Raw genomic sequence first — 16,250 nt, forward strand, 5'->3', positions numbered from 1 at the left:
AATTACCAATAATAATCAACAATTTTCACTTCGCTAAACTTCAAAAATCTGAAACAAACAAATCATAAAGTAATCGTAATACGACAAATAAAGACTCTTAAAAAGGTACGTCATCATCTAATTTGTGTGAAAAATTTTCTCCCAATTGATTATTATTTTGACCAAACGTATTTCTCTGATTTGAGTTACTATCGGCAAAGCCACCACTATAACTCCCCCCTTGACTTGCTCCTTGCTCCCCGCCCGCGGCTCCCCGCCCATCAAGCATTTGTAATTCGCCACGGTACTTTTGCAAAACAACCTCTGTTGTATAACGGTCATTTCCATTTTGATCTTGCCATTTTCTTGTCTGTAACTGCCCCTCAATGTAAATTTTGCTGCCTTTTTTTAAATATTGCTCTGCAACTTTGACAAGGTTTTCATTAAAAATAACAATATTATGCCACTCAGTGCGTTCTTTTCGCTCATTTGTATTCCTATCACGCCAACTTTCTGAAGTAGCAATACGTAAATTTGCCACTTGGTCACCAGAATTTAAACGGCGGATTTCAGGATCCGCACCAAGATTACCAATCAAAATAACTTTATTAAGGCTACCAGCCATCGCATAAACTCCAAAATTTTAATTTGTAAAATACTCTGTTCTATAACAGTTATAACCATCTTGACCTTCAATTTACATGTCGCAATTGACCATCAATATGGGTATTGCTATCCTTTACCAATATTGTATTCAGTGTAATTATAACAAAAGATGATAAAAACGCATAGTTTATTCCACCACGAGAGAATAAAAAGCTGCTCATTTGTATTTTTTTCACAAAACTTATACCTTCCTTTTGCATTAAAGCAGTTAAACACATTATAATTCTAAAAAAACAGTTTTATTCCATTTTAGGTGCTCAATTTTTGCCACATATGCCAAGGATAAAGTATGACTCATCAAAAATATATCTCCATTCGCGGTGCACGTGAGCATAACCTTAAAAATATTGATCTCGATCTTCCTCGTGATAAACTCATTGTTATAACAGGACTTTCTGGATCAGGGAAATCATCCTTAGCGTTTGATACAATTTACGCTGAAGGACAACGTCGCTATGTCGAAAGCCTTTCAGCCTATGCACGCCAATTTTTAGAAGTCATGCAAAAACCCGATGTCGACCGCATAGACGGTCTCTCTCCAGCTATCTCCATTGAACAAAAAACAACCAGTCGCAATCCTCGTTCAACGGTAGGTACCGTTACTGAAATCCACGATTACATGCGTCTTCTCTTTGCACGTATTGGTATTCCTCATTCTCCTGTGACAGGACTTCCTATTGAAAGCCAGACAGTAAGCCAAATGGTGGATCAAATTATGTCCTTACCAGAAGGAACGCGAATTTTTATTATGGCCCCTTTGGTGCGAGGACGAAAGGGAGAATATAAAAAAGAGCTAACAGAACTTTTAAAAAGAGGATTTCAACGCGCTAAAGTTGATGGAAAATTCTATGAAATCGCTGATATTCCACCTCTTGATAAAAAATATAAACACGACATCGATGTCGTGGTAGACCGCATTGTTGTACAGAAGGATATCACCTCTCGCTTGGCTGATAGTATAGAAACCTGTTTACAGCTAGCAAATGGGCTTGCCATTGCTGAAATGGCAGACCAACCCTTAGCACAAAAAGAAACGACAAAGGAATCTGCTCATAAGTCGAAAAATAATACACACAAACGGCTCATTTTTTCAGAAAAGTTTTCCTGCCCTGTATCGGGTTTTTCTATTCCTGAAATTGAACCACGCCTTTTTTCGTTCAATAATCCTTTTGGCGCCTGTCCTCTCTGCGATGGACTGGGCATCAAAAAAGCAATGGATCCACTGAAAATTGTGCCCAATAAAAATCTTACCCTCAAAAATGGCGCCATTGCTCCTTGGGCTAAATCGGATTCACTTTATTATAGCCAAACCCTAGAAGCATTAGGAAAAGCTTACGGTTTCAAACTCACAGATCAATGGTGTGAACTCTCTAATGAAGCACAACAGGCTATTCTCTACGGTACAAAAAGAGATGAAATTTCTTTTATCTATAAAAATAATTCTGGTTCGCATAAAACGACCCAACCTTTTGAAGGAATCATCCCTAATATGGAGAGACGCTGGAAAGAAACCGATTCTGCTTGGTCTCGAGAAGAAATCGAACGTTATATGTCTTCTTCGCCCTGCCCAGCTTGTCACGGTTATCGTTTAAAACCAGAGGCACTTGCTGTAAAAATCAACGGAATGCATATTGGGCAAATATCAGATCTTTCTATTCTAAAAGCAGATGATTGGTTTGCCAATGTTCATCAATATCTCACAGAAAAACAACGTAATATCGCCGTACGTATTTTAAAAGAAATTCGTGAACGTTTGGCTTTTTTAAATCATGTAGGATTGGAATATCTTACCTTGTCTCGAAATTCAGGAACGCTTTCAGGTGGAGAAAGCCAACGCATTCGGTTGGCATCCCAAATTGGTTCTGGTCTTACAGGCGTTCTTTATATTTTAGATGAACCATCTATCGGTTTACACCAACGCGATAACGAACGCCTGTTGGAAATGCTGCGCCATTTGCGCAATCTTGGCAATACAGTTATTGTTGTTGAACATGATGAAGATGCTATTCTCACAGCGGATCATGTTGTCGATATGGGGCCTGCCGCGGGCGTTCATGGTGGAGAAATCATAGCGCAAGGGACACCGCAGGAAATTATAGAAAATTCAGCCTCTCTCACAGGCCAATACCTTTCAGGAAAAATGGCTGTTAAAATGCCGACAGAGCGACGCAAAATATCAAAAACGAAAACACTTAAAATCATCGGCGCCAAAGGCAATAACCTCAAAAATATCAATGCGAATATTCCTCTTGGAACCTTCACATGCATAACTGGTGTTTCTGGAGGAGGAAAATCAACATTTCTTATTGAAACGCTTTTCAAAGCAGCATCACATCATATCATGGGCTCTCATCACAGCCCTGCCAGCTATGACAAAATTGAAGGATTAGAATTTCTTGATAAAGTCATCGATATCAACCAGTCCCCTATTGGACGCACCCCACGCTCTAATCCCGCAACCTATACAGGCGCTTTTACACCGATTCGTGAGTGGTTTGCCGATCTTCCAGAATCAAAAGCCCGCGGTTACAAAGCTGGGCGTTTTTCATTTAATGTTAAAGGAGGACGTTGCGAAGCGTGTCAAGGTGATGGAGTCATCAAAATTGAAATGCACTTTTTACCTGATGTCTATGTTACTTGCGATGTCTGTAAAGGAAAACGCTATAACCGAGAAACACTAGAAATAAAATTCAAAGGACAGTCTATAGCCGATATTTTGGATATGACAATTGAAAAGGCAGAGGAATTTTTCCAAGCTATTCCCGCTATTCATAATAAAATGGAAACTCTCATTAAAGTAGGATTGGGTTACATAAAAGTAGGACAGCAAGCAACCACACTTTCTGGTGGGGAAGCACAACGTGTAAAACTTGCGAAAGAACTTTCTCGTAAAACAACGGGACGTACACTCTATATTTTGGATGAACCGACAACAGGTTTACATTTTCATGATATTTCCAAACTTCTTGAAGTGCTTCACGAACTAGTCGAGCAAGGCAACACAGTTATAGTCATTGAACATAACCTTGATGTTATAAAGACAGCCGACTGGATTATTGATTTAGGGCCAGAAGGTGGAGATCGCGGTGGTGAAATTGTTGCAATTGGACGCCCTGAAGACATCATTAAGGTTCCCGCTTCCTATACGGGAAAATTTCTAAAAGATGTTTTACTGCGCCCATCTCTCTATAATTCCAATTCTTAGAAACGCTTTCCATTGTAAAATACAGCATACTAACAAAGCCTGTACTTTTATTATTACCTGTAAACCAACACCTAATTCCAGTGGTGCAACATGTTTGAAGCAAAGACTAAAAACAATTTAGCGCTTTATAAGCTGTTTCAGTTGTCGTATTATCAAATAAGAATGGGCGCATAATTGCGTATTTATTCTCTGTTTTGTTTATACCTGAAACGACCAGACAGCCTAAACTGAGAAGAATACGAAGTTTTAAGGGTATAAATAAGTTCCTATCTTTCCATTTCCTTTTAATTTATCTTTATGATTTTCAAAGACATCCACAGCAATATCTTATAATGAAGATTGCCATTGCTTCACGCTTTTATTTATCGCGTTCCTTAATGAAGATCACATTCCTCACGAAGGGACAAAACGCCCCAAACGGAATATATTTGCGTTGCCAATTCCCACATCTGTTTTAAAGAAACATTTCTCAATGCTCTCAAGCCCATTTCACGACGGCTCCTATGAATGCTATAATGATAAACTCATTATTGTACACCACCATCTTTACATTTATGAATCGGCATCATCACACTCTTTTCCAATATTTGTCTTCCCTACTCCCTAATATTGTAAAGCCTTTAGTTATCGAAAGCTTTCATAAAAAGCATTTTATTTCTTTTTTCAAATGTTGTTATCCACACACTCATAACTATTTATGATATATAAAAGTATCGTTTTGATTGATTGACGATAAAAAGATCTAAAATGAGAAAATCTTACGCTATTAGAGTTTCTCATTTAATGTGGAGAGAGTCTAATTATCCTTATAAGTCAAGATATTATCTAACAAAAAAGAAACAAAACTCTTTTATTATATTATTTGAATTCTTGTATAAGAATTGTAAGTTTTTTCCCAAAAAACAGTATTTGGCTGTATTCTACAAAAGAAACTCTCCTAAAAGAGCTTAGAGTATCATTATTTTCGACTTTTTGTGCACAAAGTATCTGTTGGACATCTTACAGTTGTCAATATAATGTGATGCAGTCTAAAAAGACAAAATAACGTTGGAGATAATTTCAGCATGAAAAAAATTGAAGCCATTATAAAACCTTTCAAACTTGATGAAGTGAAAGAAGCGCTTCAAAAAATTGGGTTACATGGTATTACAGTAACAGAAGCGAAAGGTTTTGGTCGTCAAAGGGAACATACAGAACTTTATCGTGGTACGAAATATGTTGTTGACTTTCTACCTAAAGTAAAGATTGAAATTGTTGTGTCCGATGAAAAACTGGAACAAACTGTTGATGCAATACGTAAAGCAGCTCAAACCAAACATATAGGGGATGGAAAGATATTTGTCTTTTCCATTGATGATGCAATTCGTATAGACACGGACGAAACCGGTATCGATGCCCTTTAATAAATAACGAGAAAATTCACTTTTTTATCCACCTCAACGCCATATTAAGGAAATTGAATATGACAACCGCATCAGATATTATCAAACAGATTACAGACAACGAAATCCGTTTTGTTGATTTACGTTTTACTGATCCACGAGGAAAATTGCATCACATTACAATGGATATCGCAGAGATCAGCGAGGATACTTTTAGTGATGGTGTCATGTTTGATGGTTCTTCAATTGCTGGTTGGAAAACAATTAATGAATCTGACATGGTTTTAATGCCAGATCCAGCAACAGCACATATTGATCCTTTTTTTGCTCAATCTACTTTGGTCATATTTTGTGATGTACTTGATCCTGTCTCTGGTGAGTTTTATCGTAGAGATCCTCGTTCTATCGCCAAAAGGGCTGAGGTTTATATGAAATCTTTAAACATTGGAGATACAATCAATGTGGGTCCAGAAGCAGAGTTTTTTATCTTTGATGATGTGCGCTATAAAACGGACCCTTACAACACAGGGTTTAAACTCGATTCAAGTGAACTTCCCTCTAATGATGATACGGAATATGAAACAGGAAATCTAGGGCATCGCCCACGAATAAAGGGAGGCTACTTTCCTGTTCCGCCGATTGATTCCTGCCAAGATATGCGTTCTGAAATGCTCACAGCACTCAAGGATATGGGCGTACAGGTCGAAAAACACCATCACGAAGTAGCAGCAGGCCAACATGAATTGGGTATTCGTTTTGATACACTTGTTCGCGAGGCTGACAAGATGCAAATTTTTAAATATGTTGTACATCAAATAGCAAACAGCTATGGGAAAACAGCAACCTTCATGCCAAAACCAGTTTTTGGTGATAACGGCTCTGGAATGCATGTCCACATTTCCATTTGGAAAGATGGTAAACCCATTTTTGCAGGAAATGAATATGCCGGACTATCAGAAACCTGTCTGTTTTTTATCGGTGGTGTTATTAAGCACGCAAAAGCAATAAATGCTTTTACCAACCCATCCACAAACTCCTATAAACGTTTGGTTCCTGGTTATGAAGCTCCTGTTCTTCTTGCCTATTCAGCACGTAATCGTTCTGCATCTTGCCGTATTCCTATGAGCTCCTCACCAAATTCAAAACGCGTAGAAGTTCGTTTTCCAGACCCAACAGCAAATCCCTATTTGGCATTTGCAGCCCTTTTAATGGCTGGTCTTGACGGTATCAAAAACAAAATTCATCCCGGACATGCTATGGATAAAGATCTTTATGATCTTCCCTTAAAGGAACTTAAAGAAATCCCTACTGTTTCAGGAAGCCTGCGTGAAGCGCTTGAAGCACTTGACAAAGATCGTGGCTTTCTTAAAGCTGGCGACGTTTTTGATGATGATCAGATTAATTCCTTCATTCAAGTAAAGATGCAAGAAGTCTTGCGTTACGAAACAACACCCCATCCTGTTGAATTTGATATGTACTATTCTGTTTAAACAATCAATACGCATTCTTTTGATTTTAAAAATGGAGGCAAAAGCCTCCATTTTTGTGGATATTCTTCTCATGCAAAAGCGCAAGAGGCTTTTTGCTCGTCCGCTTTTCCTTTATAATGTGTTGAATCTCTTCAAATGAATTAACAAAGGTTTCTAATGCCGCGAATTTGTTTTCTCGTTCCCGTTCTTTTATGCATTGTCTTTATCACATCAACAACTAAAGCACATACAATAACCAACCAAAAACTTACAACTCTTGAGAAAGCAACATCTGCTTATAGTAAAGCACTTAAAAATGCCGATGCAAATGCCATCTTAAATGCTATTCCTCCCCAAGTCATCAACCGCTTAACCGCCAAAAAAAATCTTAATCAATCACAATTTCTACAAATCATGAAAAGCCAAATAGAACGGTTGGCAGAAAGTTACAAGATTGAAACAATCAACATTGATCAAAAACAAAAACGTGAAGGTACCCTTGATAATGGTACCCCTTATTTTGTTATACCCGTGGAGCTTGTAACCACAACAAATGCTGGAAAAAAATGCTCTATTCAAACTGAAATTATTGCCCTACTTCACGATAACCAATGGTATTTTATCCGTGGCAATGACGAAGCGCTCTTAACCATAACCAATGAACTATTTCCTGGACTTGATAAAGTAAAAACCAATCCTCAAAAAGTCACAAAAATACTCTGAGCGAAAAGAATGCACGTAAATAAAAGATTTTCCCCTATAAACAAGTTGTAACAATTGTAGCAGCAGCATTAAATTCAACTTTTTTATGAGCACGGCGTGCTATTGTGTCTTTATCCGTTCCCCATTGCTCCATCATCCAATCTTCATCTAAATGGGCAATAGACCAAGCATGATCAGCATCAATGTTTCCCGCAGCAACAGCAAGAGCAATGAGAGCAGATCCCGTTAATGTTGTCATCATATGAAGTGCCGCAAGCATATAAGCAGACTCAACTCTACGTAAATAATGACTCACAGCTTGAAGTGCTTCTGGTGATTGTTCCACATGCATCAGCCCTTCTGTCAAATAAAACCGCGCACCCAGTTTTTTTTCTGCCCAATCTAATAAAGGATCCCATTGTTCAGATTGTTTTTGCACCAACTCTTTAGGTGTCTGTGCACGATAAAAGATCATATCACATGCAACGAAACGCAATAAATCTTCAAAAACCGCCTGCATATCATCAGCGATACCATCAATAACAGTATTAACCAAACGCGTCATCGGCATTTTTGCAGGATCAACAACGTGCTTTTGGTTCTCAAATTCCTGAGCAACGTATTCAGCAAACACTTCTGTTGGCACATGAAAATGACGCCTTGCGGGCGTTTTTACAGGACGTTCATCCAACAAAATCGTAAAGCCGCCCTCCTCACAAGCGATCTTCACTTGCTTATAAAACCGTTTTGGGTGTGATTGGAATGAAAGATTTTGAATCTTTTGAACAGAACTCTTTTTATTCAATGGCATATCAAAATGATCCAAAATCTCACGCATATTTGTTTACCTCTGATTTTTTCAAGAAAGCGACTGTTTCTTTAGGTTCTGTAGCTTCAATAAGGTTTAATCTGACCTTCTTAACGATTCCAAAGAAGAAAAAAATCTTGCCAATCTCAATCTAACTTAAGAGTTATATTTCATGTTTCTTTTACAAACAAGACAATGATGATTGCCTTTTATATATTTAATACAATCATAATAGTAAAACAATTTTTAAAAGTATTATCTTAATTAAGAAGTTAAATATATTGAGTTTTATGGCAAAGATGTTCACGCCTTACCAATTTGCTTATTATTCACCTATAATAGTATTATCAATATGAACAGATTCAAAAACGCTGCTCATCCAAAAAATGATAGAGCAGTACGGTTTACGTGTCATTCACCTTCGCTTAACCATTCCAATAATTCTCTAACATATCCAATAAATACCCTGCATAGAATTTTTCTGCTCAATTACTCCCCTAAAAGACAATGTTTTACGGCATGATAGAATAATGAACAGACAAAATTATAATTGTAAATTTTCTTTCATATATACATTATTTTATAAAGCACTAAATTACTTAACGCATTGTGCTTGATATACTCTACATATTACAATAGTTTAAATTTAGGCATATAATTATAAAGAATAGAGATCATGCAATCTGAAAATAATACTTTTATCTATACACTTGGCCCTGCAGATACTAACTGTGCAGCAGCAGCACAGTGGTGGCTTGACAATCACAATAGAAGTGTTTTTTTCACTGACTCGAGATCCCGTATTATCTTATACGCAACTCTTGAAGAAGCATTTAATGAATTTGCTCAGAAAAAGGATGGATATCTCTTAAGCTGTGCTGCTTACCCTGATTTGCATACACTCATATTTACCCGTTTAGGTGATATGCAATTATTTGACAGCTTTATCATGCCTACTCACTCTATGGTTTTAGCTAAACGCAATAACATTGATGAAATTAAAACCGTAGCGACTCATCCTGCCCCGCAATCTCTGGTAGCTCATCAATATGACAAAGTATTTGCCAACAGCAATGCTGATGCAGCCGTTTCTTTGTAAGGCTGAAAAAGCCGATGCTTGTATCACAACATCGGTTGCGGCAAATCGCTATAGGCTGAGTATTGTCGAAAATTTTGGACAAGTGCCAATGGCCTTTTTGCTCCACTCACTAAAGTCAACTAATCATGAAAAAATCTGAAGCGCTTCTTTCCATTGTTAACTTAGTTGACAAATTCCGTATGCGCCAAGAACGAGATGGGAGCATTAAAGAACCAACTTCAGCAGATAATAATATGATCAATGAATTGATCACTCTGCTGAACCACCATGCTAATATTCTTGACGGATTATCTCCAAAACTTTTAGCGACCATTTCTGATGATCTTCATCAGTGGATGATCAGCGGTTTAACGACCCCTCCTCAATTTGATAACACTTTGGCTGCTTTCAAAGCCCCATTACCAGATGCTCCCTTGTTTTTCTTGGCTCCAATGCGTGCAACAAATGGACCTGATCCAGAAGGATTCCGGCTGGAATTAGTTACAGGATATCGTCATGAAACGGCCTATCTTGCTGACGCCTCAAAATATACAAATAATTATCTATCACCTTTTCAATGTATAAAAATGGGACTAGCGTCAAGGGGGTTTTTAGAAGGCAATTGCATTGTTCTATTCCCAGAATCTGTAGCGACTGCTCAAAAAATTGATAAGCAAGCATTTGCTTTGTTTTTTTTCAGTAAATTCTTTGATATTTACAATAAGCAAACAATTGTGGAAGCTGAACGTTTACTCGGCCGTGATAGTAAATTCCTGTTCGGTCAATTGCATAGTCGAAACTTATCTAAAGAAGACATTTACGATGCTCGCTGTTTGTGGGGCTATTATCATGACTATGGACATCATACTGGACCGCGGCCATTGGATAAAAACCTATATATAAAATTAAATTGGTTCACTGGTCTTCTAGAAGAAACTAAAGTTGATTTAATTACAGTGCGTATTATGCTACAAAATCATCCAAAATTTTGGAAAGAAATAACTGAATTTGTCCTATTAGAACGCATATTCCGTTATCCAAAAGATTCTGATCAGCATATGACATTCGATGCTGCTACAGGGATCTTGCTTTTTGACATATTGATGCGGAACAAAGCATTGATTGAAACAAATCAAGGTTATCTTCAATTTGATTTGGAGCGTCTTGAAAAAGTAATAATATTGATGATAGCAGATATAGAAGCACTTGAAGCATTAGATGATGACGCTTATTTGGCAAGAGCTAAGGATTATATCCAAAATAATCTTGGAAAGCCGCAAACTTCACAGTCACGATTTAATTTTTCAACATCATCTTATGCACAGCGAGTGATTAGAGGATTAAATCATTGAGTTTTATAAAAGGACGGTTACTATTATTTACTTTTGCCATTCTAGCATTGTTTTCCATAAGTTGGTTATTATCTAAGAATTTGGTTAGCAATATACCCGTCATGCATGCGGTTGGACTTAGGTTGTTTGCCACCGCTGCCACCTTATGGCTGATTGCAGTATTTCGTGAGAAAGCTGTTTTCAGATCCCTACCATTGCTTTCCATGATACCTTCTTTTTTAATTCTATCAGTGTTAGGATTCTCGCTGTATTTTGTATGCAGCTTTGGTGCATTAAAATCACTCAAAGCCAGTGATTTAACCATGGTGCTCGCTACTATTCCAGGAATTACTTATATATTAGGTGCATTGACAAATGTCCTTAAATTCTCATGGCTGAAGCTTAGTGGAGTGATAATTGTCAGTGTAGCAGCTGTAGTATTCAATATAAACAGTGGAGAAGGTGGATACAGCCTAATAGGAATAGCTCTTGCTTTAACAGCAGCCCTTTCTTACTCTGCTTATGGCTTATTGTCTAAACGTTATCTTAAAAATCTACCTTTGCTCACCTCACTGGCTTGGATCACGACAATTTCTGCAGCATCATTTATGCCATTATTTATTTTTGATCCTGCCCCACTCTTATATCTTAAGTTAGAAGATATATTTAAAATATTGATTTTAGGAACTGTTTGCTCGGCACCAGTTTACGTATTATACTAAAAAGTTTTAGCCGAAGGAGGCGTATTATACGCCAACACTATCGGCGTATTATCCCCTTTTGCAGTGGTTGCATGTGAATGGATAATCGACTCGAGCCCTTCTCTCAACATTATCAAAATAATTGCTATGATTGTAGTTGTTATAGGGATGACACTCTTATTTATAGATGCATCAAAGGTATCTACATGGCAACATAAACGCCATTCTCAAAACTCCAAATTTAATAAGGAAACAAAATGAAAAAACTCGCGTTAGTTTGCCAGCGCAATGCAAAATTACCATTTATATTTGAAGCAGCACAAGCAGCTAATATCGAATTAGTAATGATCTATGATACCGCTGAAAGCGCTCCCACTCAACACCCCGCAGCAGTCACTTCAACTTGGCAACTTCCTGTTTTTGATAACCCAGAGCTAGCTCTAGACACTTTTGCAACAGGAGCAAAAGAACGCAATATTGCTGGGGTTATGACCCTTCGCGAAGAAGCCATTCTATGGACAGCTTTGGCTGCAAAAAAAATCAATACTCCAAGTATTGAACCAGAAGTAGCAGCATTAACCAGAAATAAATATCTCATGCGTCAAGCTTTTGCTAAAGCAGGCTTAAGAACACCAGGATTCTTTTATATAGATAATCCAGAAGACCTATCACAAGTACATGCCTTAGACTGTCCACTCGTTATTAAACCCGTCTCTGGATGGGCAAGTGCAGGCGTCATGTTAGCTAAAAATTCCACCGAACTTCCTGATCTCATTAAAGCCGTATGGAATGTTCAGCATAAAGACATGGCACGTTTTAATGATAAAAATAAACCTGTAGGTTTAGTCGTAGAACAGTATTTGCCAGGAAAAGAGTTTGTCGTAGAATGCTTTGTTGATACAGCAGGTGTACACGTTCTATCCGTTGGAGACAAGGGACAGCCTGAGGGACCATGGTTTGAAGAAACAATTTATCGTCAACGCTGTGATATAGATGATCCTTTAATTATTGCTTTATGTGAGGCTGCATGCTCTGGAGTTAAAGCTCTTGGTATAAATATGGGAGCTGCCCATGTAGAGCTACGCCTAGATGCTAATAATTTACCTTATATCATTGAGATAGGCGCTCGTATAGGTGGATCAGGTGTTTCCCATTTTATTGTTGAGCAAGGCACAGGAATTTCATTTGCAAAACTATGTATGAATGCCGCTTTAGCTGAAAAAAACTTAGACCTTCCCGATATACTCCTAGCTAAAAAAGTGGCGGCAAATTATATTATTCCTCTTCATGGGTATGGACGGTTTTCTGGATTTTCAGGTCTAGATAAGGTTGCACAGCATCCTCAAACCGCCAGAACTATCATTTTTTTTGAAACCAATCACATTTCACCACCTCCACCAGCATTTGGTGGATATCCTGGTTTTATTTTCTCTGTTCATAACTCAAACGAAGAAGCACGCAATTACCATAAATGGCTCGATGATACCTTAAGCATCATATGGCAAAATACTGATTTATAATGATAATTTATCGTTATTCATATTGAATGAGAACGCCGATATCGTAGGATTTTCTCATTTTAAATCTGTTTATCAGATGAACAAATTTTTTAAAGCATTTGAAAAATGCTATAGTAGATAAAAATAAATCAACACAATATTTTCATATTTATTAAAACACATGATATCATTATTAAAAGAAGCAACTAAAATTCTGCACAAACAATGGTTTTAATTCCGATAGTAGAACAAGACTTTGAAAATCACATTTATTATTTTTTTAAAAGATTTATTAAAAATGATAGCGCAAACCACCAGAAAAATGAACTCCAGAAAAACCAGCCTTGGTTAACCTATGCTGATAGCTAAGATCACTGTAAAGTGTAACTTTAGAAGAAAACTGGGAATTGATACCCAAACCTGTTTCTAAGGAAGAACCGAAAGCACTCAACTGAAAAACATCTTTAAAATGAACAAATTGTTCTTTACCAAAACAATGAGCAAGATGAATATTGCCATAAAAAGAAGTGATAAGATCCTTATCAGAGGCTGTAAATGTTTTACTTAAACGCCCACCAACACGCACAAACCATTGACTCATTTTTTTCATATCAACATCAAATCCATCAATATCACGAAACTTATCAAATTGAAGATGTTGATAAATAAGCTGAAGTTGCGGATCAAAAATAAGATCTTTATATCCTGTCATAAACGTTTTACCAGCAGAAAACGAAACGTTCAAAGGATTTGCTTTTAATGTCGCCGTCTTACCCCAAACATGGCTACGCACATCCCCTTTAAACAAACCATAAGATAAAAGACTATCTATATAAAAACCAGTTTTGTGTTCCACACTACCGTATGCCGTAAATGACCATTTATTAAATGTACTCTTTTGACTTTGTTCCACGTTATGAGGTTGTAAAGAAAGCTTTCCATAGGTTCCCATAATCCCAAAAGATGTCGTACTATATGCGCTCTCTATTGTTTTGAGCAAAATATCTGTTTTTATAGCGTTATAATCAACATGACCATCGTACCCATATTTAAGTGTAGAAAGATCTGAGACATAACGATAACTCCCACCATAATCGTGGACAGATAAAGCAAAGTTCCCTTCAACTTTTAATAATTTACGAGGAATAGACCGCCTAACTTGCAACTGCTTTTGTTGATGACTAATATCCATGAGCCCAACATGAAATAAAGCATTTGGTAACAAAAGATAGGTCGGAACTTGTGGAACAACCTCTCTGACCTTTAACTCAGAAGGGGGAATAGCAGACACCTCTAAAGCAGGCTGAATATATTTACTTTCAAGGCGAAAATCCCAAAAATCTCCATCTCCTTCAACCAATCTTTGAGAAGTTTGTGCATTTCCAAGAGCAGAAGCTGGACCATAAGCATGAAGATAATATTGGTAAGGCAAACCCTCTAATGCGATATAAGCACGATTTAACTGAAAAGAATCCTCTGCCGCTTTTCCAGAAACCTGAATAAGTGAAATACTATGAGCATTTTCACCGGTTGCTATCTCACCCTGATTTTCTGCAACAAATTGCACATAAACTGTTGTTTTTCCAGAAACATCACCATGTATTAAAAGCCGATCAGTTTTTGTATTATCGAGCAAACCATCACTACTGAGATGCGTATTGAGATAAATATCTGCCCTATCTTGCGCACTATAAACTTCTTTTTCTCCCTTCCCAATATGAAGTGTCTGATACTCCTGAAACATTGGAGTCTCAAAAGCAATAAAACTATCAGAAACTTTCACAAATGAAATAGACGAACTTGTACGGTTTGCAACTTGCAAATCGATCTCTCTTCTTTTTGTCAAAAACCATTTTGATCCCCCTGTTAAATAAAGCTCAGCAATAGAATCATCGGCAACACGAGTCCCTCCTATCAATGAAGAAGAATTAGCCAAAATCGCTACACTCCCCCCCTTTTCAACTGTTAATAATAAGTCACCAAAAATTTTTGTACCTTCTGTTACTCCAATATAACTACGACTGTTATTACTATGAACAGCTGTCCCATCTGGAACCTCAAAAATCGTCCTTTTCAAAAAGACAAGCCCCTGTTCATACGCATCATTTTCCCCATCCCTCTCAAAATACATACCATGTTTGTTACCTATTGCTTTAATTGTTGAATCTTCAATATTAACCCGCGAAATTAAAATATTTCCTTCCCTGCCGTTATTGGATGGCGTGTTAGAATCTTGTCCAACTGTTAAAACATGAACATCCGTAGAAATAATATTCGTATTTTTTACATAAACAGAACCCTGATGTTTTACATTGAAAACTGTATGTGTACTTTTTTCATTTGTATTTTCTTTGTCTTCTGTTTTTTGATATTTTGAAGCAATGGTAACACCATCTAAAGTCGCACTCCCCCCTCTCCCCACATAAAGCGCAGCAGCATCATTCACATCAATAAATCCACTTTTCATCTGAATACCCGCATCAGCACTAACGAAAAGAGCACTCTCTTGACCGATACCCAAACCTTCCACTTTAATTTTTGTATTCGTTAACGTAACAGATGCTCCTCGCTTCTCTGCATAAGCAGCAATCTGAGAAGCCTCAATTGTTCCACGATTAACCTCAATCATTCCACTATCAGCTTTAAGACCTATTGATACATTTTTAAAAGCTGAATCGCTCAAAACAATTTTTCCCCCTCGTGATACAAAAACACCATAAATATCTTCTATACCCGCAGTAGCTTCAACCTCTACACGCGTTGCCTGAATAACTGTATTTGGCTCCTGCACTACTATAGCAGCAGGTAACATGAGAGAACGACCCTCCCCATTCTTTTCTTTAACAGGCGCCGTGAATTTATATACTTTATCACTAATTGTATGCTTTGAACCATCACTGCATCCGTAAGGTAATTTGTTTTCATCACATGACAGTGATGTATATGAATGAGAATGTGCCTCAATATTTATATTTAACAAAAAAGAAAAAATAGCTGCTGTAAAAAAGCACGAATACAAGTGATTGTTAGATACCTTGACTATCATTGTTTCTCAAAACTTTCTTTTTTCAACAAAAACAAAAAATGCTGGAAAAAAAATAAACCACAAATTAAACACAATAAGAACAAAACAAACAAAATTATTTTATTTTTTATGATAAAATCATAGCATTCAATAATATGTTTTGTGTTTTATGTAAAGAAAGAACAAAAAGTTTAAAAATACCATTTAGGATGAAAATCCCTTTAAAGAAGGCATCTCAAAAACCGCTGAAAACTGTAATTACAAAAGGCCCAAAAACCAATCTTAAAAAAACGTGAAAAAATGCGAATTTTGAAGAGATATAATATTCAATTTATCTCACCACAAAAAAATAAAAATACAACAACATGAGAATAACTTTTAAGATTAAACGATTAAAACGTTTTA

At 36.9% G+C, this 16,250-nt stretch carries 11 protein-coding genes; 8 read left to right on the forward strand and 3 right to left on the reverse strand.

The annotated features are described in order from the left end of the window. Nucleotides 1-97 precede the first annotated feature (97 nt). The gene (gene ssb / locus ACFIK1_RS07005) at nucleotides 98-604 is read right to left on the reverse strand and encodes a single-stranded DNA-binding protein (RefSeq protein ID WP_375633841.1); all 507 of its coding nucleotides are present in this window, start codon (nucleotides 602-604) and stop codon (nucleotides 98-100) included. Nucleotides 605-934: 330 nt separating this feature from the next. Between ssb and uvrA the strand changes: the two genes are divergently transcribed. From uvrA to ACFIK1_RS07025, 4 genes are all read left to right on the forward strand, one after another. Next, a complete protein-coding gene (uvrA, locus tag ACFIK1_RS07010) occupies nucleotides 935-3,850 on the forward strand; it encodes an excinuclease ABC subunit UvrA (RefSeq protein WP_375662435.1) in 2,916 nt (971 codons plus the stop codon). Between the two features lie 1,064 nt (nucleotides 3,851-4,914). Continuing rightward, nucleotides 4,915-5,253 carry a P-II family nitrogen regulator gene (locus ACFIK1_RS07015; RefSeq protein ID WP_375662436.1) on the forward strand — a complete coding sequence of 113 codons (339 nt, stop codon included), beginning with the start codon at nucleotides 4,915-4,917 and terminating at the stop codon, nucleotides 5,251-5,253. Nucleotides 5,254-5,312: 59 nt separating this feature from the next. Next, the gene (glnA, locus tag ACFIK1_RS07020) at nucleotides 5,313-6,722 is read left to right on the forward strand and encodes a type I glutamate--ammonia ligase (protein WP_375662437.1); all 1,410 of its coding nucleotides are present in this window, start codon (nucleotides 5,313-5,315) and stop codon (nucleotides 6,720-6,722) included. A gap of 156 nt (nucleotides 6,723-6,878) precedes the next feature. After that, complete coding sequence (locus tag ACFIK1_RS07025; RefSeq protein ID WP_375621407.1) at nucleotides 6,879-7,424, forward strand: hypothetical protein; 546 nt, start codon at nucleotides 6,879-6,881, stop codon at nucleotides 7,422-7,424. Nucleotides 7,425-7,458: 34 nt separating this feature from the next. On the opposite strand, the gene ACFIK1_RS07030 is transcribed toward ACFIK1_RS07025, so the two are convergent. After that, entirely contained in the window at nucleotides 7,459-8,241 is a 783-nt protein-coding gene (locus ACFIK1_RS07030; RefSeq protein WP_375633843.1) for an ATP12 family chaperone protein, read from the reverse strand. 646 nt (nucleotides 8,242-8,887) lie between these two features. Here ACFIK1_RS07030 and ACFIK1_RS07035 point away from each other — a divergent pair. The 4 genes from ACFIK1_RS07035 to ACFIK1_RS07050 all read left to right on the forward strand — a co-directional run bounded on the left by ACFIK1_RS07035 (nucleotide 8,888) and on the right by ACFIK1_RS07050 (nucleotide 12,841). Continuing rightward, nucleotides 8,888-9,310, forward strand: coding sequence for a hypothetical protein (locus tag ACFIK1_RS07035; RefSeq protein ID WP_375662438.1), 423 nt, complete (start codon nucleotides 8,888-8,890; stop codon nucleotides 9,308-9,310). A 125-nt stretch (nucleotides 9,311-9,435) separates the two neighbouring features. Continuing rightward, complete coding sequence (locus tag ACFIK1_RS07040) at nucleotides 9,436-10,641, forward strand: DUF6421 family protein (RefSeq protein ID WP_375662439.1); 1,206 nt, start codon at nucleotides 9,436-9,438, stop codon at nucleotides 10,639-10,641. After that, complete coding sequence (locus ACFIK1_RS07045; RefSeq protein ID WP_375662440.1) at nucleotides 10,638-11,342, forward strand: DMT family transporter; 705 nt, start codon at nucleotides 10,638-10,640, stop codon at nucleotides 11,340-11,342. Before ACFIK1_RS07040 ends, ACFIK1_RS07045 begins: the two co-directional genes overlap by 4 nt. A gap of 236 nt (nucleotides 11,343-11,578) precedes the next feature. Then, the gene (locus tag ACFIK1_RS07050) at nucleotides 11,579-12,841 is read left to right on the forward strand and encodes an acetyl-CoA carboxylase biotin carboxylase subunit family protein (protein WP_375662441.1); all 1,263 of its coding nucleotides are present in this window, start codon (nucleotides 11,579-11,581) and stop codon (nucleotides 12,839-12,841) included. Between the two features lie 271 nt (nucleotides 12,842-13,112). Here the strand turns inward: ACFIK1_RS07050 and ACFIK1_RS07055 are convergent, their stop codons facing one another. Further along, nucleotides 13,113-15,866, reverse strand: a complete 2,754-nt coding sequence (locus ACFIK1_RS07055) for an autotransporter outer membrane beta-barrel domain-containing protein (protein WP_375662442.1) — start codon at nucleotides 15,864-15,866, stop codon at nucleotides 13,113-13,115. Between the last annotated feature and the right edge of the window lie 384 nt (nucleotides 15,867-16,250).

Origin of the sequence: Bartonella sp. OC16QHHD, from assembly GCF_042194035.1 — a bacterium.
GTDB lineage: Bacteria > Pseudomonadota > Alphaproteobacteria > Rhizobiales > Rhizobiaceae > Bartonella.

Bases quoted from the DNA above. Each gene is read 5' to 3' on its own strand.
- ssb (WP_375633841.1), bottom strand. From the start codon at position 604: ATGGCTGGTAGCCTTAATAAAGTTATTTTGATTGGTAATCTTGGTGCG.
- uvrA (WP_375662435.1), top strand. From the start codon at position 935: ATGACTCATCAAAAATATATCTCCATTCGCGGTGCACGTGAGCATAAC.
- ACFIK1_RS07015 (WP_375662436.1), top strand. From the start codon at position 4,915: ATGAAAAAAATTGAAGCCATTATAAAACCTTTCAAACTTGATGAAGTG.
- glnA (WP_375662437.1), top strand. From the start codon at position 5,313: ATGACAACCGCATCAGATATTATCAAACAGATTACAGACAACGAAATC.
- ACFIK1_RS07025 (WP_375621407.1), top strand. From the start codon at position 6,879: ATGCCGCGAATTTGTTTTCTCGTTCCCGTTCTTTTATGCATTGTCTTT.
- ACFIK1_RS07030 (WP_375633843.1), bottom strand. From the start codon at position 8,241: ATGCGTGAGATTTTGGATCATTTTGATATGCCATTGAATAAAAAGAGT.
- ACFIK1_RS07035 (WP_375662438.1), top strand. From the start codon at position 8,888: ATGCAATCTGAAAATAATACTTTTATCTATACACTTGGCCCTGCAGAT.
- ACFIK1_RS07040 (WP_375662439.1), top strand. From the start codon at position 9,436: ATGAAAAAATCTGAAGCGCTTCTTTCCATTGTTAACTTAGTTGACAAA.
- ACFIK1_RS07050 (WP_375662441.1), top strand. From the start codon at position 11,579: ATGAAAAAACTCGCGTTAGTTTGCCAGCGCAATGCAAAATTACCATTT.
- ACFIK1_RS07055 (WP_375662442.1), bottom strand. From the start codon at position 15,866: ATGATAGTCAAGGTATCTAACAATCACTTGTATTCGTGCTTTTTTACA.